Raw genomic sequence first — 18,271 nt, forward strand, 5'->3', positions numbered from 1 at the left:
GGTTAAATTATTGCTTAAGTAACAAGATTGTACAGGTCGTAATCATATTATTATTGATGGCTAAAAATAATCCATTCGCCTGAAACTTCGGCGATCGCACCTCCTGGAAGAGTAGAAGTACGGCTTTTATTAGGAGCGGAGATTAAATTAACCACTGCTTCAATTTGCTCAAAATTTGGTTGTCGAGACATAACGCGAGGTAAGAATTGACGGATAGCTCGACGCTGAATAGCTAAGGGTGCAGGCTGTAGAGATGATCGATTTAAGCGATCGCCATTAGCTGCCTCTTGGAGTAGTTGATTGGCGGTATTTTCCAAATGTGCCAAATCGGCTCTTAAAATCTCTGCGGTTTGTGCCAGAGAGTTTTCTACTTGAGGATTAAAACGCTGTTGTAGATAGGGAATTAGCTCCCCACGAATTCGATTGCGAGCATAGCGATCGCTTTGATTAACTACATCAAACCAGACGGGTAAATCAAACTGAACACAAAATTCTTGGGTTTCTTGACGACATACCTCTAAAATAGGACGAATCAAAGAAATTTCTGGAGTTAAGGAACGTTGCCAAGTTAAAGCAGCTAATCCATTTGCCCCAGCACCACGAATTAAGTTATAAAGTAAAGTCTCGGCGCGATCGCTTTTTGTATGCCCTGTAACAATATATTCAAACTTTTGTGATTGGGCAATTTCGCTCAAAGCTTGATAACGCCATTTTCTAGCTGCTGCTTCAGTTTCTTGGAGATTGTGGGCAATTTTAAGATAGAAAGGTAATTCCCAGCTTTGCGCCACCTGACTTACTCTCTCGGCTATACCAACATCTGTTGACCACTGATGATCGCAATGAGCGATCGCCAACTGCCAATGCCACTTAGAGCGTAAATCCAAGAGTAATTTGCCTAAACAGAGGGAATCTTGTCCTCCAGACACGGCAACTAAAATCTTGGCTTCAGGGGGTAAAAGCGATCGCTGAAGTAAGGTTTTATGTAATTTCGTATGGAGGGTTGTCCAATAAATCTGAGACATACAGCAGGTAAGATTTAAAAATTATGGTAATTATCTTAAGTAATTTCCGACACATCAAGTTATTTGGTGTTGGTCACATAGCAGCTTGACACTGGCATAAAGATTGAGTAAAGGAATTTACATCAAAAAGAACCATAGGTAATTATGTATGTGTGGTTGCTAGTCAGAAAAAATACTGAGAAGATTCTCCACTAGTAGTAATGTTATTTTGTAACTTTTTAGATTACTTTTTAATATGATTCGTGTTTTATTAGTTGACGATCAAAAAATGGTCAGGGAAACCTTGAAAGTTTCGCTAGAAATGGAAACTGATATCGAAATTGTCGGTACGGCTAATAATGGTATTGCCGCAATTAAACAAGTGGAGATGCTTCATCCTGACATTGTGATCATGAATATGGAAATGCCTGGTTTAGATGGGGCTAGTGCCACAAAACAAATTACTAGTCGATTTGTGCAGACCAAAGTTTTGATGCACACTTCCTCTGACAATGATGAATACATCTCAAAATCATTGGCAATGGGGGCAAAGGGCTATCTCTTAAAAAATGTTGACACTCAAGATTTAGCAGGGGTGATTCGGAATGTAAATAAGGGCTATACTCAAATTTCGCCTGGACTATTAGACAAATTGTTAATTACTACCGATTCAGGTGTTGTGATCAGCAAACTCGAGAGTTCCCTTGCTGCCTATCAATCAGGTAATAGCACCACGATATCTACTGCCACACCCCAAAAATCCCTTTCTAATCTAAAACTTGTCTCTCGTCAGCAGCAAGAAGAGATTGGTAAGTTACGTCAGAGTCTTGACGATAATCAATCAGAATTACCCAAAATCAAGCAACATCTTGCTCGTTACCAAAAATATCTGTGGCTAATATCTTTGCTGTGGTTAATATCTCTTCCCTTACTAGTATTGTCTGTCTTAAGACTCGATCGCAAAACTAATGATCTTCAACTACAAACCAATAATCTGGAAAAAAATTTAGAATCAACCGTTATTCCCCTAGAAAGAGTTGGCTTATACGGGGAGTTTAGTCTCAATGGGATCGCTCAAAGAGTTGCTAAAGCTTATGCACAAGATTCTAAGTTGAGTCAGATTTCTTCAGTTTATGTTGCTCAAAAAGATGATGCGATCGTTTTATTTGGAACTATTGCCAATGCCACTCTCTTAAGGCAGATGGAAAATCTTGCCAAGGAAGTTGATGGGGTGAAGCAAGTTTATACTAATAATGTGACAATTCAATCTGATTTGAGCAGTAGTATCCTGGGTTCAGATCGATAAATTTGCTTGAAAATTCGGTACCAATTCAGAAAATGGTCAGAAAATTTGCCGTTCAGTAAGACAATGCAGTAACTTGTGAGTATTAATTATTTAAATTTTAAAGTAGAGACGGTGTTGTGTCTAAAAACTGGTTAATTTCTCTGATAACTTGTGCTGGTATTTCTAGTTTATCTTTACCTGCAACAGGGCAAGCCGTATTGCCTTATGTCCCTAAATTAGATTCAGAAAAACTTGAATTACAAGGATTACAACTACTGCAAGATGCGGTACAGTTAATTCGCTTCCAACAATATGACTTAGCCTTACCAAGAGCAGAATTAGCCACTCAACTCGCTCCAGCAAATTATGATGTTTGGTTTATTCTTGGCAGTCTTTATGTCCAGCAAGAAAAAATCGATAAAGGAATTAAAACCCTAGAAAAAGCTCAAAGTCTAGCTCCTGAACAAGAAGGAATTTTATTCAGATTAGGCGAAGCTTATTTTCAGAAAGGAGATTATGAAACAGCACAAGAAAAGTTTGAAGCTGGATTAGCCATCAAAAATGAGTCTCCTGACGCTTTGTTTAGTTTAGGCAATACTTATCTCAAATTAGCTATGTTTGATGAGGCAATTGAGGCTTATGAAGAAGCTTTCCAAATGGAGGCGACTTTCTGGCCAGCATTGAATAATGTTGGACTAGTAGAATATGAACAAGGCGATCGCAATGAGGCAATTTCTAGGTGGGAATCGGTTATTAAGGTTGATGGAAAACAGGCAGAACCTAAGTTAGCCTTGGCAGTAGCCTTGTTTGCCGAAGGTAAAGTTGATGAGGCTATTAAGTTAGGGAAAGCAGCTTTAAAACTCGATAGTCGTTATGCTGACATTAAGTTTCTCCAGGAGAATCTCTGGGGAGAACAGTTAATTGAAGACACTCGCGAGTTTCTCAACAATCCTCAGATTAAAAAAATTGTTTCCAATAACAAACCAGCTAATCCAGAAGAATTACCTGCGCAAAACCAAGGTGTTCCTATCCCTCAATAGATTTTTCGGCGTTGGTGATTAGTAATTAGTAATTAGTAATCAGTAATTACTAATTACTGTTCATTTCTCACATTGCCAGATCAAATAGCAAGAATTCAGCATCGGCATTATTTGCAGCGATCGCAATTTCTGTTTCATCAGTTATAGCAGCACCATCTCCCGCCTGTAGTAACCGCTCGTTGAGTTTGACTTCGCCTTTAGCCACCTGTAGCCAAATCCCTCGATTGTCTTTGATTTGATAGGTAAGGCGATCGCTCTTCGTTAACGAACCCAAGTAAAGATTTACGTCTTGATGGATCGTAACGGAGTTGTTTCTGCCATCTCGTGAGCCTAAAAGGGTTAGTTGCCCTTGTTTCAACTCTGAACTAAAGTTTTTTTCTTCATAGCTAGGCTCTAATCCTCGTTCCTCTGGCAAAATCCAAATTTGCAATAGATGAACTGGTGCTGTTGCCGAGGCATTAAATTCACTGTGTTTAACTCCCGTACCCGCAGACATCCGTTGAACATCTCCTGGACGAATTACTGAGCCATTGCCCATACTGTCTCGATGTTCTAATTCACCCGATAACACACAGGTGATAATCTCCATGTCTTGATGTCCATGAGTACCAAAACCTTCAGCGGGAATAATTTTGTCTTCATTAATTACCCGTAAACTCGCAAACCCCATATGTTGTGGGTCATAATAATTGCCAAAAGAAAAGCTATGTCTGCTATCTAACCAATTGAACTTAGCAACACCTCTTTGATCTTGAGGACGAATGGTAATCATTTGATTTTACCTCCTGGTGTTCAATATATTTATGATAGATCAGCTTAAAATAAAAGACAATATAGTATTTAATAGACATATTGTATCGATATTATCTACAATCTATGGATAAGTTTGCCAGCATGGAAGCCTTTGCTCAGGTGGTACAGTCAGGAGGATTTGCCGCTGCGGCGAGAAAGATGGGAGTCTCGCGATCGACAGTTAACAAGTTAGTGATTAACTTAGAAAATGAATTAAAGGTACAGTTGCTACAAAGGAGTACTCGCCAGGTTAAGCCGACACCGACAGGATTAGCTTTTTACGAACGATGTCTGAATATCTTAGAGGAAGTTTCAGCAGCAGAGGAGGCGGTATCTGAGCTACAAACTGAACCCAAAGGAACTCTGAAAATCAATGCACCAATGTCTTTTGGCACATTATATCTAGGTAAGGCGATCGCCCAATTCATCGCTCAATATCCAGAATTACAGGTACAGTTAACCCTAGACGATCGCTTTATCGATCCCATCGCTGAGGGATACGATTTAACTATTAGAATCGCTCAACCAGAAACATCTCCTAGTTTAGTTTGTCAGGAGATTTCACCTGTGGCCAGAGTTCTGTGTGCTTCTCCTGGGTATCTAAAAAAACGTGGTGTTCCGAGTCATCCTACTGAATTATCACAACATTCTTGTCTGCATTACGGACAGATAGTTACAGGAAACCAATGGCAATTAAATAATGGCGCTCAAAAATATCAGGTAACAGTTAAGGGAGTGCTTTGTTCAAATAACGGCGAAGTCTTAAAAGATTCAGTCTTACAAGGTTTGGGGATAGCTTTGTTACCTACTTTTATGATTGAACCAGAATTAAAACTAAAAACACTGGCGATCGTTTTACCAGATTATCAACCACCAGCGATCGCGCTTTGTCTTATTTATCCTTTAAATCGACACTTGAATACCAAAATAAAATTATTTGTCGAGTTTTTTAGACAAAGATTTGGCAATGATAATAGCGATTAGCTGGGAGATCGCGAGCAAAAATATGCCAATGTTGGGTTTCACTTTGTTTTACCCAATCTAAAAGATTAGCGTCGCTGTTGTTCAAGGTCACAATCTTAAGGCAAAATAAAGATAGTCTGCTTGAGTGTTTTGTGTCATGACGTTTAGTGAGGCTAACAACTCACCAAAAAAAATATCTCAAGTTGTCGAAAACCTCAATATATATATAAATTTTAAATTCACAATTTAAGCGTGATCCAGAAATGACTACAAATATAGAAACAGAATTAAAAGAAATACTATTGGAAATCAAGTCTGATGTTAAAGACTTGAAAAAAGAGGTATCTGACATCAAAACGGATGTAGTAGTTTTAAAAACTAATCAAGAGAACATAAAGGAAAAATTATCTACCCAACAAAAAGCTATTGATAAAATTCCTGACTTAGCCGAAAAAGTTGGAGAACTAAAAAACTGGCGACAAATCGCCATAATTATAATTACTGGAACAGCTAGTACTGTTTTTGGCTGGATTTTAAAAAGTGGTAAATTTTAACTTCTAATATTTTGCTCAATTTAAACTCTCTATCTAAAAATATTGTTCATTCTTTGACTGGTTGGCAATATATTTTAGATGCTCTATCTCTATAGCTATTTTTGAGAAATGGTATGATAACTTAATTCAATTACTATATCTTCTATGAACTATGATAGTAGTAAGCTAGATTGAGGTACAAAACTTTACAAATACCAGCTTTAGTTTAGTTTCACTATCACTCTAGCTAACCTACTAAATTTCTTGGCAAAGCTTAGCCTAGCCCTAAAACTATTTTGCCACTACAAAGTTAACTAACTTATTCGGGACAACAATTATTTTTTTCACCTCTTTCCCCTCGATATATTTTTGCGCAATCTCAGATTCAGTCGCATATTTTTCTAACGCCGACTTATCTGAGCCAGCAGGGACTTGAATTGTGCCACGAGTTTTTCCCATAATCTGCACCACTAAAGTAATCTCGTCAACTACTAAAGCTGATTCATCTACTTCGCGCCACGGCTGTTTGTGGACTGATTCGCTATTGCCTAACTTACTCCATAATTCCTCAGCTAGGTGTGGTGTAAAAGGAGCTAGCAACAAGACTAAGGTTTCAATTCCTTCCTGATATACAGGAGAAGTTTCACACTGGGCATCTTTTAAGGCATTGCTTAACTTCATTAACTCCGAGACGGCAGTATTAAACTGATAATCTCCTGTTAAGTCTTCGGTGACTTCCTTGATGGCAGTATGAATCGCTCGACGCAATTCTTTTTCGGCTTTAGTAAATGTTGATGCTTCTGTTACTTGAGCAGGCTCGTAACTGCTTACTAAAGTCCATACCCGATTTAAAAAGCGGAATTGTCCTTCTACGTCTGCATCATCCCATTCTAAGTCTTTCTCTGGGGGTGCTTTAAACAGAATAAACATTCTGGCAGTGTCTACACCATATTGTCCCAAACCTTGTTCGAGACTAACACCGTTATATTTGGATTTAGACATCTTTTCAAAGAAAACTTCTAATTTATCACCCGTTTCAGGATCTACAGGATCATCAGGGTTAATCTCAGTCGCAGGAATATATTTATTAGTTTTAGGGTTTTTATAAGTCAAACCCTGCACCATTCCTTGAGTCAGCAAGCGTTTAAATGGCTCGTCGAAATTAAGTAAACCGCGATCGCGCAATACTTTAGTGAAGAAACGAGAATATAATAGGTGCAAAATAGCGTGTTCGATACCGCCTACATACTGATCTACGGGCATCCAGTCATTAACCCGATCGGTCGCAAAAGCTGTATTAGTGTTACTAGCGTCGCTATAACGGAGGAAATACCAGGAGGAATCAATAAAAGTATCCATCGTATCGGTTTCCCGTTTAGCAGGCTTACCACAGCAAGGACAAGCTACATTAATCCAGCTAGTTAACTGAGCCAAAGGAGAACCACCGCGTCCCGATAATTCGACAGATTCGGGCAATTCTACGGGAAGATCTTGCTCTGGTACAGGTACAGTACCGCAATCATCACAGTGAATCACAGGGATGGGACAACCCCAGTATCTTTGGCGAGAAATTAACCAGTCCCGTAAACGATACTGAATACGTGCCTGACCATAACCCTGTTGTTCAGCATATTCGATAATTTTGGTTTTACCTTCAACCGAAGGCATACCGTCAAACTGTTCTGAATTAACTATCGTTCCTGGTTCAGTATAGGCATCCTGTAGGGGCGAATCGCGACGCGAAGCTAGTCCTTTAGGGCGATTCGCCCCTACATCAGTTCCTTCGGGAACAATTACGGTTTTAATCGGCAAACCCTTCTCGGTGGCGAATTTAAAATCCCTCACGTCATGAGCAGGAACACCCATTACTGCCCCAGTACCATATTCATACAGCACATAGTCAGCAATTAAGATGGGTACTTCTTCGCCGTTAAACGGATTAACTGCTTTTCCGCCAGTCAAAATACCCCGCTTAGGTTTATCTTCTGCCGTACGTTCAATTTCAGTCTCTCCTTTAATCTCTTCCATAAAAGCTTCTACTGCTGCTTTTTGTTCGGGGGTAGTTACTTCAGGAGTCAAAGGATGTTCAGGTGCAAGCACTATATAAGTCACACCGTAGACAGTATCGGGACGAGTGGTAAAGACAGCAATTTTGTCAGTTCTACCCACAACGGGAAACTCTAAATAAGCCCCCACAGACTTACCAATCCAGTTAGCCTGCATGGTTTTGACTCGTTCTGGCCAACCGTCAAGCTGATTTAAGTCCTGTAATAGCTTCTCGGCATAGTCAGTAATTTTAAAGAACCACTGTTTGAGCAACTTACGTTCCACAATTGCCCCAGAACGCCAGGAACGCCCTTCATTGTCCACCTGTTCGTTAGCCAGTACAGTTTGGTCAATGGGATCCCAGTTAACCGCAGCCTCTTTCTGATAAGCCAACCCCGCATCAAGAAATTGTAAGAACAGCCATTGCGTCCATCGATAGTAGTCGGGTGAACAGGTAGTAACTTCTCGCTCCCAATCAATCGAAAGCCCCAACTGCTTTAGCTGCTCGCGCATTTGAGCAATGTTTTGCCACGTCCACTGAGCAGGGGGAATACCGCGATCGATTGCTGCATTCTCAGCAGGTAGACCAAAAGCATCCCAACCCATAGGATGTAGTACTCGATAACCCTGCATCCGCTTTAGACGAGCAATTACGTCAGTGATCACATAGTTACGCACATGACCCATGTGTAGATTACCCGAAGGATAGGGAAACATAGACAAAGCATAAAATTTTGGGCGATCGCTTTGGGGAGGAGTTTCATCGATCGCCGATTCTTGCCACTGCTGTTGCCATTTTTGCTCAATTTCTGCTGCGTTGTATCGTGACTCCACAACTGGGGTTACTCCTATAAATTGCTTAAATTAGATAACTCTTAAATAGTATAAGTAAACTTGGTCTTAACGCTGCTCTCAATACTCTATTCTTTGAAATCCTAAAATATTAGTTTATGGCTCAAAATATTGTTCAAATTAATCCAGAATCAGCTATTTTGGCGATCGCCAATGCTACTCAAGATAACCCGATAATCATTGATTTTGATGAAACATTATTACTTAGAAACTCAACGGCTGAATATATTAATAGTCTTCGTCCTCGCTGGCTCGGCTTTATTTTGATTATGCTACTAAAAATAATTAGACCTTGGTGTTGGCTACCAGGATCGTTGAGAGGCAAGCAGACTAAAGATTGGTATTTAGTAGCAATTCCTTCTATTTTATTACCCTGGACATTATTTCTGTGGCAGCAAAAAGCCAAAAAATTAGCTGAAGAATATAGCAATACTGAAATTATTGACGCAGTTAATAGTAACACTGACGCACCAGTTATCGTGGCGAGTTTGGGCTTTGACTTGATTATCACGCCTATACTGCAACATATGCCGATGAGATGGGATTCTTTAGTTGGTTGTCGATTTTGGTCAGGAGCTAGCGATCGCCAGCAGGGAAAGCTCTTAATGATGCAAAAAGTATTATCACCTTCGGCAATTACTTCAGCCGTCTTAGTCACTGATTCTGAAGATGATTTAGGATTACTGCAAGTGGTTGAGCATCCTTGTTTTGTTTTATGGTCTACCGCTAAATATGTCGATCCGTTTCAAGACTTTTGGCTTGATGCTGTAGTCAAAAAATTCAAAAAATCACTTAAGGGTTGAGGACAAGTAAAGTTCAAACAATATCCAAGATCTATCAGGATGTTGATGCGCTGGAGATTAAGTAGGTGGGTGTAATTAAATTGGAAATGAGGTTAGGGAGTAACAAGTAACAAGTAACGAGTAACGAGTAACAAATAGCTCTAAGGGTAGGGGTTTGATAACGAAGTGTATCCTTTAGGATAACTTATTTTGCCTACCTACTTAGATCGGCTTTTTCAAATGTTAGGGGGTTGCGGGAGTAGAAGCTTCTTCATCTTTAGTAGTCGAGAAAAATCGCTCTGTAATCCAAGCCGTGAGGATATGAGATAGCAATCCCACTGGCCCTGCAAAAAGACAGAGAATTAAAGAATGAACCGTCCAAACTCCAGTTTTTTGTCCCTGCCAGTAAATCCAGCGACCAACAAAGAGATCTAAAACTAAAAAATGAACCCATCCCGTAGCTGCAATTCTTTCGGTAGCAAAAAATTGAGCGATATCTGTTAGCTTAGGATTGGACAGAGCCTGAGCCGATTCTGGAGTAATTGACCCTGAAAAAAGATAGATATATAGACCTGCTAGTGCGACAAATGGCAGAAAAGATGCCATGACTTTTTGCGTAATTCCCCATTTAGGGAGGAAAATCATCAAAATCCAGAATGGAAGCACGAAGAAATTGGCAAAATCGAATAGCTGAGCAATTGTCATTACAGATACGGAATTAACGAGTTTTCTTGAAGTGATTCTAACAAACAAGATCGATAGCTTCGCTCGTACGTGGGTAGTAAGTAGTAGGTAGTAGATATTTATCAATCCAGCTAAATATTAAGTTGTGTCAGAAGAATCAACTGATAGACTGGAAATTAAATTTAATAGCGCGCACTCCCAAACTAGACGAGGCTGCACATAACTGAGCAAATACTGACGAGTTTTTTCCCAGGTTTCCATTAGCTCTAGCTGCTGATTTTGTTGCCAGTAATAAGCTTGCAGATAATCCACCAGCCACAGTTGAACTGAACTGTCTAGCTGAGTAGTAATAGCTTGGGCTAGATTGAGAGCCTCTAAAGGAGTTTTGGGCGATCCTTTAGGGTACCCTAAAGGACTAGCTTCGCGTCGCGCGGAGCGTAATCGCTTTAACTGCTGTAATAGTTCATCGGGAATTAGCTGTAATTGCTCCCAAGCAGCGATCGCCTGTCCTGGACTTCCTTGGGCGATCGCCATTAGCTCAGGATGCTCTAAAATGGCAGTGTAGTTATTGGCTTTCAGGATCGTGCTTAAATCTTTTGAACAGAGGCGATTAAACTGGATTCGCTGACAGCGAGACACCAAAGTAGTCAATAAAGAGTCGGTATCGGGAGCAATCAGAATTATTGTGGCTTTTCCAGGCTCTTCTAAGGTTTTTAATAAAGCATTAGCTGGTGCTTCCCCCATCGTTTGAGCATCTTCAATAATGACAACCTGTCTCGTGGCTTCCAGTGCAGGACGATTGAGAAACTGGGTGATCTGGCGAATCTGTTCAATCCGAATTTTGGGTGGTGTTTTATACTGCAAACCTTGTTCGGCAGCTTGAGTGGCGGTGTATAATTTTTCCCCCTTGATGAAAGTGGGTTCTACCCAGAGTAAGTCTGGATGATTACCTGTCTCTAGCTTTCTGCTGGCGAGGTACTGTTTTTCTAGAGATAAACCATTAGTTAATAGCAGCTGGGTAAAATTTTTCGCAGCGATGGTGCGTCCAATACCCGATGAACCACAAAAAAGATAGGCTGGTGCAATTCGGTTGAGGGCGATCGCTTGTAGCAACAATTCAACTGCTTTTGATTGACCTAGCAGATTCGGGAAAGCTTGCATATCTCAAGGTCAGCTAAATATAAATGATTAAAGTACTAGATTCGTTAGTTAGTCAATTAATCATGTTCTTCATCATCAATCATGGCAGGATCGATGAGGGTAATATCAAAAGGATCGTCGGGGGGAATAGTCGGAAAAACATCATATTCTCGATATTCATACACGGCTTCCACCTGGGGGCCAAAAACCACCTTATCTCCATGCTTTAAATCGTGAAATCTAACTTTCTTCCCATTGACCAATAAACCATTGACACTATTATTGCCTTCTGAGTCACCATCGATAATTCGATAGTAACCATGATCTTCTTCCTTTCTTCTGACTAGGGTGGCATGATGACGTGACACAAACTGAGATTGCAGCAAAATATTACAGTGAGCGCTTCTACCCATAGAGTAGCTCTCATCCTGAAGACGAACTTCCCGATGACCTTTGCCATCGGTAACAATCAAAATGTGTTCTTCACGGTGTTTTACAGGTCTTGCAGTCATGAGCAATGTTTCCAATTCCCCAGTCTATTCTGATAACTAGCTCGATCTATCTAATTATGGAATAGATGGGATGCCATAAAAAATAGTAACCAGCAGCTAAACTCAAACGGTTGCTAATTTGCGATCGACAATTCTAGCGGTTACTGAGCAATATTATGACTCCAAATCAGTACCACAGCTTAATCAAAATAAAATAAGGTAACAATTTTTCTTTGTTCCTCAGCTTCTCGACAAGTTTTTAAGAGAGTATCGCTATCATGAAAAGCAAAGCAAATTAACTGTTGACAACGAGAAATAATTTCGCTGTTACACATTGCACTAGCTTCCCCTAGAGACATATGATCGTTGTTAGAATTTTCAATTAGATGAACTACTTGCTCCAATTGCTTTTTAGATTCTTTAGGCTGGCGTGAAAGACTCTGGGGCAAAATTACGGTTAATAAATTTGAGTCAGCGCGCATTGCACCTTTAATCGCCGCCGAATTAGTGCCAATCGCTCCAGAAGTAACTAACCGATTTCCTGCCAAAACCAAAGCGTAGCTCATCATTTCAATTAGCTGCTGGTGCATTAGGGGTACATGGCGAGAACCTAACAAGGCAAATCGCTTAGAACCAGTTTGTTGAATTGCTGCTAATTCTTGGGTTAATGTATCGAGGCGGATGTCACTTGCGGTAACAGTGTCTAGTGGTTGTTGGCTCAATGAACAAATATTGTGATCGTAAGATTAACGCCAGTAATTGTAACAAATGATTGTGGTTCAAGGCGATAGGTTGTGGGAAAACTTTATTTTCAAGCTTTAAGCTCCAAAAACAAGATTAAGCAATACTGCCTCGTTTACGTGCTTCTTTGTAGGATGTACCGACGTTGCGCAAACCTGCTTTGATTAGTTGCTGTTCTAATAGACCAAAAAAGCGAGCGCGATCGCCTCCTCGAACTACCGCCTGATTATGTGCTTCTGCCAGGGCTACGGGATAACCATAGCCTTTTTGTACCTGAGCCAGCATAATACCTAAAGACTGGTCAAATAGGGCTTTATCTTCCACTACCCAAGCGGGAACTTCAATCCGCGCTACTTCTGCACCAACGTTGACGTAACAAAAATGCACTCTTTGAGCTTCGGCGTAAAGTTCTAAAATACGTAAATTACTGCGATATAAAGGGCTGCGCTGTCCTGGTTGTAGGTGACTTGCCCAGAAAGTTGAATCCCTTAAAGAATCTAGTTTCTGACAGGGATATTTGTCAATTAAGTCCCCACAATGAACTACACAGTTAGGATGTTCGTGTTCGCAGGTATGTAACCGCAAAAAATTTAGTCCTTCGGTACTTCGAGAGGCGCTGACGTAACCCATCATCGGGATTTTAGTTACTCTAAGGCGTTCACAAGCAGCTAAAATCGGTGGTAAAATTTTGTCCCTAGCTTCGACAGGTAAGCCATCTAAAAACCAGTAAATCAGCGAGCCATCAACCAAAGCTAGATTAGGTACATCATGGTGTTCCCCTGGGGGAAGTACCCAATTACAAGCCATCTCTGCCAGCATCTCGGCTTCGGCTACAGTGCGTCGATAACCCATCCATTCTTCTAAACGAATACCCCACTGCCGAGATATGTATAAGTCTTCGGTTTTATAAAAAACTTCGGGGAGGCTATCTAATAATGGGTGCAAGCTTTGTCCATAGTGGAGCATAATCTGACCGATATTAATCAGATAGCAGTAGGCAATCTCATGATGGGAAGGAGAAATCTGTGAACCATCGGTGGCAAAAACACTATGGCTATAGGGCGCTGGCTGAATCTCAAAACACCGATCTAGAGGCTCAATGGGAGTAGCTGCGGCAAAAATCAGGCGATCGCGAAAATCTGTCTGTAGCTGAATTAATTCTGCCTGTCGATTAGCTGCCTGTCGCTGTAAATTCTGGGCAGACTCCAATCTTTTGCCAGAAGCGATCGCCTCTTTGTGTAGATGTTGACTAATCCCAGGAATTTGCCCCGCAATTTTGGCTAGATCCAGCATGGTTGTTAATAATTTTGGTATATAAAGCAGATTTTTCAATCATAAAACATCTGCTCAATTGAGCTGGCGCGAATATTTACAATTAACAATTAACTTTGTAGCTTGATATATTTCCCTAAGTAAAATTATTTAGTCCAGAATCATTAAAATCTCGCCTCACAAGCCTGTAAAATATAAATAAGCAATTAATTAGTAGCAAAGTTATCTACCCACAACCTCTATAAAATAATGATTGCAGGGGCTATATTGCTAAATTCACACATTATTTACATTTTTACCCCACTAATTACCCAAACTTTATAGCTTGCTCCCATATTCGTAGATATACTGAGATTAAGTCACAAAAACAAACGTAATTAGTCTGTTGTATTAATTAACATATCAGTAAATTCATGGAAGATATCAATAACTATATTTCTGCTATCCAACAAGAGATTGTTGCCGAAGAAAAAACCGTTAAGGTTGCTCGATTAATTGTTTTGCTCATCAAAATCGAGAAAGAATTAGCTACTGTGAAAGAAACTTTAGCTAAACTGCAAAACCATCAGCAGAAATATAATCAAGATTCTCAGCTAGCGATCCAGATTGAGCAGAAAATTGCCACTGTCAATCGTCTTTCCGCCAAAATTAGTAAAGCAAGACTTAATTTAAACTACTATTTTATTTAGAGCCTCCATCTGGCTCACAGCGACCTGATTTGAAATAAATTAATCATAATAAACAAATTATTATAATTTACGCCTAAGCTAATGTGATACCAATTCTCAATAGTAAGAGGAGACTTGGTAGTAGCATGTATAAGTTAAAGTGTTAAGTTGAGATGGAGATGGGCGAGTTTGATTCAAGCATTTTTAGTGGTAAAACGCCAATTTATGTTTAAATCTTCTTGATTGCGTTATTCTTGCCCAGCAGTTAATTGTTTCTAAAGTCTGAGCATTGCCCATTCGACGCTTTAGACATTGCTGATGTAACACGCTCAATTCGATTTCGCTAATGTTTAACCCTTCGGGTTCAGCAGTCCTAAAGAATACCGCTTCGCGACGCGAAGGACGGACGCGCCAGCTGACGCGAAGCTAATCCTTTAGGGCTAGTCCTTTAGGGCATATTTTTTAGGGCAACAAAATTTCGAGCTGCTGACGAGCCAATCAGTATAATTGTTCTAATCTAATTTTGTACAGCTATAAAAGTCGGTAATCACTAGCTCCAGTAACGCTACTATCTGCATCGCTTTTATTTTAAAATAGGGAAGTTATGATAATTACACTAAACCAATTAATAATCGATCGCGGAGTTGATTAAATTTATGGATTTAATAGTTACCAGCCTGGTTAGCTTTCTTCAGATTTACTGGATCTTGCTAATTGTGAGAATTTTACTGTCTTGGTTTCAGACTGCGGAATGGGCGGGACAGATCATTTCCTTCCTTGCTCCTGTCACCGATCCTTACCTCAATATATTTCGGTCAATTATTCCACCTTTAGGTGGACTTGATATTTCAGCGATTTTGGCGCTGTTGTTATTACAGTTTGTCCAAAGTTCACTGGCTTCTTTTTCTGCTGCTAGCATGGCAAGCGGATTTTAAAGCTAATTTTCGTTCTCAAAATCGTCGTAATAGTAAGGACGAACTTTTCCTGCAAACCCAGAGGCTTTAAAGTTTTTTAATTTTAGAGGAGTTGGTTGATTTGCAGGGACACTGACTCTGATTTCAAAGTCACTCACACCAGGGGGTACTTCTTCAATCGTGCCAATTCGCCCCCGATTTTCAAAGGTTGAGTTGTCATTTGCATCATAAATCCGACCAAATACATCAGCATCTACTACGGTTTTGCCTGAAATATTTTTTGCTTTACCTTTAATGGTATAGCAACTGGCTGGACGAAGATCGCCGCTAGCAACGCTTCCGTCTGCCTCATCTCCCGCACATGGCTCGTAGGAAAGATTGCTGAGACTGATTGAAGTCATCGCTGCTGCGGGGGGAGTTATCATCCAACTACCCAACCAGAAGGAAATAGAAATCAGTAGCCCTGTTATAAATCGAATCATAGGTAATATTCGTCTCTATTGATTGTTTGATTATTTCTATTTGGTTGAATTCAATTTGCTACCTAAGAATCACAATACTTGCGCTCTTAACCAAGCAACAGGAAGAGATAGGGTTTTCTTTGGTTTAGAAACAAAAGCCCGCTGATTAAAAACATCGTAGTTATTTGCTTCAATTTCATCCAGAATTCTCTGATAATGCATTAAAGAAGCCCAAACTGGTAATCGAGAGTCACGAATTAAATAGCGAATACCTGCTTCGGCTTGTTTGTAATATTCTCTAGCTCGCTTAATTTGAAATTTCATTACTGCCTTCCAGCGCTCGTCTACCACTCCTGCTAGCAAATCCTGCTCTGTATAATTAAAAGCGTGGAGATCTTCCAGGGGGAGATAAATACGATCGCGCTGCATATCTTCGCCGACATCGCGCAAAATATTAGTCAGCTGCATGGCTATACCCAAAGCGATCGCTTCTTCGGTGGGAACATAGATCGGTCGATCTTTTTGCCACGGTACACTGTTAGCATCTACACCAATACCCAACACAGCATTGGACATTAAGCCGACTGTGCCAGCAACACGGTAACAATAGAGTTTAAGTTCTTCAAAAGTTTGATAGCGATTACACACCAAATCCATGCTTTGTCCAGCAATCATATCGCGAAAAGGTTGAATGCCCATCGGATAATTTTGGATGGTATCAACCAGAGCAACATCAGGATCATCAATTGGGTGCCCTGCAAAAACAGACTCTAACTGATGCTCCCATGCTGCTAAAGTTTCTTTGGTAGTGTACTTAGCTTTAGCGCCGTCAACTAGTTCATCAGTAAGGCGACACCAAGCGTAGATTGCCCAAATTGCCTTACTTTTCTCTTTAGGCATCAACAGAGTGCCAAGATAGAAGGTTTTAGCGTAATCTGCCGTAATTTTACGGCAAATCTCGTAAGCCTCATCTGTTGAGACTAATTTTTTTTTCGTTTCGGTTTTTGGTAATTGCAACATTCAGAAGCAAGCAGAAGTTACTGTCTTTTATTGAGCGGAGAATAGGGTAGTATACATTTTTGCCCTATGTCATTTAGCATTGTCTCATCCTATTGTTACTAGAAACATATAACAAGACAACAAAAGTTAGATTTGTAGATTAAACGGCGACGGCTGGGGTTTTATTATCCACTTGGGTTGAAGTTGAATAATCAGCCGCGATCGCTTTGGCTGCTAGTTTACCAGAAAGTACCGCACCTTCCATGCTGCCTAAATATTCTTGTTTGGTGAAGCTACCCGCTAAGTAGAAATTATCTATGGGAGTTTTTTGTGTGGGTTTAACCGACTGCGTACCCGCTAAAGCACGATAGACAGAGCGAGGTGTTTTAACTACCTTAGATTTTAGCAATTTTGCCTGATTATCTCCTTCAAAGTGTTGCGGAAACAGTTTGGTTAATTCTGCCATCGTCGCTGCAATAATTTCCTCATCCGACTTGGAGATCCAGTCTTTAGCAGGCGCTAGTACCAGCTCTAACATTGATTTATCAGGATCGGCATACTCTTTACAGGTGTTACTCATATCGGCATAGACACTCAGTAAAGGCGATCGCGAAAATAATAACTGGTCGATTTCGGTAATCTTGCGATCGAACCAGAGATGTAAATTAATTACCTCTACTCCTTCTAACTTACACATATCCTGGAAGAAAGTTTGCTCTTGCCAAGCTTTAGGTAGCAGAGGTTTCAAAGGATCGACAGGTATCGCCGAGACATAAGCATCTGCCGTAATTATGCGATCTTCTGCACCGTCTAAACCACGAATCAAATAGCCTTTAACCGTGCCATCTTCATTGGTCATAATCTCCTTAATCGGCGTATTAAGATGTACTTCTCCACCTCTGGCGGTAATATAGTCAACCATTGGCTGACACAATCTCTCGGTGGGTGAACCATCCAAAAACGCCACTTTTGAACCATAACGCTCCTTCAAAAAGCGGTTAATTGCCGTGAGGGGAATAGTAGCAGAAACATCTTCAGGATTGATAAAAGTCAAGGCTTTAGACGCAGCAATAAAAATATCGCTATTAACTCGCTCATCAATACCCTGCTGTTCTAACCAAGCCAGTAAATCATACCGATCCATATTTTCCACATACTGTTGTCCCCGAATAATTGCAGGCAATAACCCGACAGCAAACTTAAACTTCTGTGTCCAAGTCAACATATCGTTGTTACGAATAATCGACACAATTACGTTAAAAGGAGCAGGAATATCAGGAACATCGAAACGAGAATATGTCCCTGGTTTCTCTGGCTGGTTGAAGATTAGAGTATGTTCTTTCCACTGTAGCCTGTCTTCAATGCCCAACTCTTTAAACAGTTGAATCATATTGGGATATGCCCCAAAAAAGACGTGTAAACCAGTTTCATACCAGTCTCCATCCTCATCCTTCCAAGCAGCTACCAAGCCACCCAGAACATCTCGACGTTCAAGGACAATCGGTTCATGTCCCTCGTCTACCAAATACTTAGCGCAGGCTAATCCTGCTAATCCTGCTCCAGCGATCGCAACGCGCATTGACAAATACTTATCTCAAATAACGGTT

18 protein-coding genes are annotated in these 18,271 nt (G+C 40.4%); 7 read left to right on the forward strand and 11 right to left on the reverse strand.

The genetic code is table 11. The annotated features are described in order from the left end of the window. Window positions 1–50 precede the first annotated feature (50 nt). Window positions 51–1,022 carry a tRNA lysidine(34) synthetase TilS gene (gene tilS / locus KME09_22750; protein ID MBW4536754.1) on the reverse strand — a complete coding sequence of 324 codons (972 nt, stop codon included), beginning with the start codon at window positions 1,020–1,022 and terminating at the stop codon, window positions 51–53. Window positions 1,023–1,257: 235 nt separating this feature from the next. Between tilS and KME09_22755 the strand changes: the two genes are divergently transcribed. After that, entirely contained in the window at window positions 1,258–2,307 is a 1,050-nt protein-coding gene (locus tag KME09_22755) for a response regulator (protein MBW4536755.1), read from the forward strand. Between the two features lie 116 nt (window positions 2,308–2,423). Continuing rightward, window positions 2,424–3,326: a tetratricopeptide repeat protein gene (locus tag KME09_22760; GenBank protein MBW4536756.1), complete on the forward strand. Its 903-nt coding sequence runs from the start codon at window positions 2,424–2,426 to the stop codon at window positions 3,324–3,326. A 67-nt stretch (window positions 3,327–3,393) separates the two neighbouring features. Here the strand turns inward: KME09_22760 and KME09_22765 are convergent, their stop codons facing one another. After that, window positions 3,394–4,098, reverse strand: a complete 705-nt coding sequence (locus tag KME09_22765; protein ID MBW4536757.1) for a pirin family protein — start codon at window positions 4,096–4,098, stop codon at window positions 3,394–3,396. Between the two features lie 104 nt (window positions 4,099–4,202). Here KME09_22765 and KME09_22770 point away from each other — a divergent pair, with 104 nt between their 5' ends. Together KME09_22770 and KME09_22775 are read left to right on the forward strand one after the other, a co-directional pair. Then, window positions 4,203–5,102, forward strand: coding sequence for a LysR family transcriptional regulator (locus KME09_22770; protein ID MBW4536758.1), 900 nt, complete (start codon window positions 4,203–4,205; stop codon window positions 5,100–5,102). Window positions 5,103–5,344: 242 nt separating this feature from the next. After that, on the forward strand, window positions 5,345–5,635 hold the full coding sequence (locus KME09_22775; protein MBW4536759.1) for a hypothetical protein: 291 nt from the start codon (window positions 5,345–5,347) through the stop codon (window positions 5,633–5,635). Between the two features lie 270 nt (window positions 5,636–5,905). Here KME09_22775 and leuS read toward each other — a convergent pair whose 3' ends face one another. After that, entirely contained in the window at window positions 5,906–8,494 is a 2,589-nt protein-coding gene (gene leuS / locus KME09_22780) for a leucine--tRNA ligase (GenBank protein MBW4536760.1), read from the reverse strand. Window positions 8,495–8,610: 116 nt separating this feature from the next. Here leuS and KME09_22785 point away from each other — a divergent pair, with 116 nt between their 5' ends. Beyond that, entirely contained in the window at window positions 8,611–9,315 is a 705-nt protein-coding gene (locus KME09_22785) for a hypothetical protein (protein MBW4536761.1), read from the forward strand. Window positions 9,316–9,537: 222 nt separating this feature from the next. On the opposite strand, the gene KME09_22790 is transcribed toward KME09_22785, so the two are convergent. The 5 genes from KME09_22790 to KME09_22810 all read right to left on the reverse strand — a co-directional run bounded on the left by KME09_22790 (window position 9,538) and on the right by KME09_22810 (window position 13,643). Then, complete coding sequence (locus tag KME09_22790; GenBank protein ID MBW4536762.1) at window positions 9,538–9,999, reverse strand: DUF4281 domain-containing protein; 462 nt, start codon at window positions 9,997–9,999, stop codon at window positions 9,538–9,540. A 117-nt stretch (window positions 10,000–10,116) separates the two neighbouring features. Further along, on the reverse strand, window positions 10,117–11,139 hold the full coding sequence (locus KME09_22795; GenBank protein MBW4536763.1) for a DNA polymerase III subunit delta': 1,023 nt from the start codon (window positions 11,137–11,139) through the stop codon (window positions 10,117–10,119). 56 nt (window positions 11,140–11,195) lie between these two features. After that, window positions 11,196–11,630 carry an FHA domain-containing protein gene (locus KME09_22800; GenBank protein MBW4536764.1) on the reverse strand — a complete coding sequence of 145 codons (435 nt, stop codon included), beginning with the start codon at window positions 11,628–11,630 and terminating at the stop codon, window positions 11,196–11,198. 179 nt (window positions 11,631–11,809) lie between these two features. Next, on the reverse strand, window positions 11,810–12,331 hold the full coding sequence (locus tag KME09_22805) for a DNA recombination-mediator protein A (protein ID MBW4536765.1): 522 nt from the start codon (window positions 12,329–12,331) through the stop codon (window positions 11,810–11,812). A gap of 115 nt (window positions 12,332–12,446) precedes the next feature. Next, window positions 12,447–13,643, reverse strand: a complete 1,197-nt coding sequence (locus tag KME09_22810; GenBank protein MBW4536766.1) for a DNA double-strand break repair nuclease NurA — start codon at window positions 13,641–13,643, stop codon at window positions 12,447–12,449. 392 nt (window positions 13,644–14,035) lie between these two features. On the opposite strand from KME09_22810, the gene KME09_22815 reads away from it, so the two are divergent. Both KME09_22815 and KME09_22820 read left to right on the forward strand, forming a co-directional pair. Next, window positions 14,036–14,311, forward strand: coding sequence for a chromosome segregation protein SMC (locus KME09_22815; protein ID MBW4536767.1), 276 nt, complete (start codon window positions 14,036–14,038; stop codon window positions 14,309–14,311). 635 nt (window positions 14,312–14,946) lie between these two features. Then, the gene (locus KME09_22820) at window positions 14,947–15,225 is read left to right on the forward strand and encodes a YggT family protein (protein MBW4536768.1); all 279 of its coding nucleotides are present in this window, start codon (window positions 14,947–14,949) and stop codon (window positions 15,223–15,225) included. A 2-nt stretch (window positions 15,226–15,227) separates the two neighbouring features. Here KME09_22820 and KME09_22825 read toward each other — a convergent pair whose 3' ends face one another. The 3 genes from KME09_22825 to pds form a co-directional block, all read right to left on the reverse strand. Beyond that, window positions 15,228–15,686 carry a hypothetical protein gene (locus KME09_22825; protein MBW4536769.1) on the reverse strand — a complete coding sequence of 153 codons (459 nt, stop codon included), beginning with the start codon at window positions 15,684–15,686 and terminating at the stop codon, window positions 15,228–15,230. 69 nt (window positions 15,687–15,755) lie between these two features. After that, window positions 15,756–16,685: a phytoene synthase gene (locus KME09_22830; protein MBW4536770.1), complete on the reverse strand. Its 930-nt coding sequence runs from the start codon at window positions 16,683–16,685 to the stop codon at window positions 15,756–15,758. Between the two features lie 139 nt (window positions 16,686–16,824). Then, on the reverse strand, window positions 16,825–18,243 hold the full coding sequence (gene pds / locus KME09_22835; GenBank protein MBW4536771.1) for a 15-cis-phytoene desaturase: 1,419 nt from the start codon (window positions 18,241–18,243) through the stop codon (window positions 16,825–16,827). Window positions 18,244–18,271: the final 28 nt, after the last annotated feature.

The organism is Pleurocapsa minor HA4230-MV1 (assembly GCA_019359095.1).
Classification (GTDB): Bacteria; Cyanobacteriota; Cyanobacteriia; order Cyanobacteriales; family Xenococcaceae; genus Waterburya; species Waterburya minor.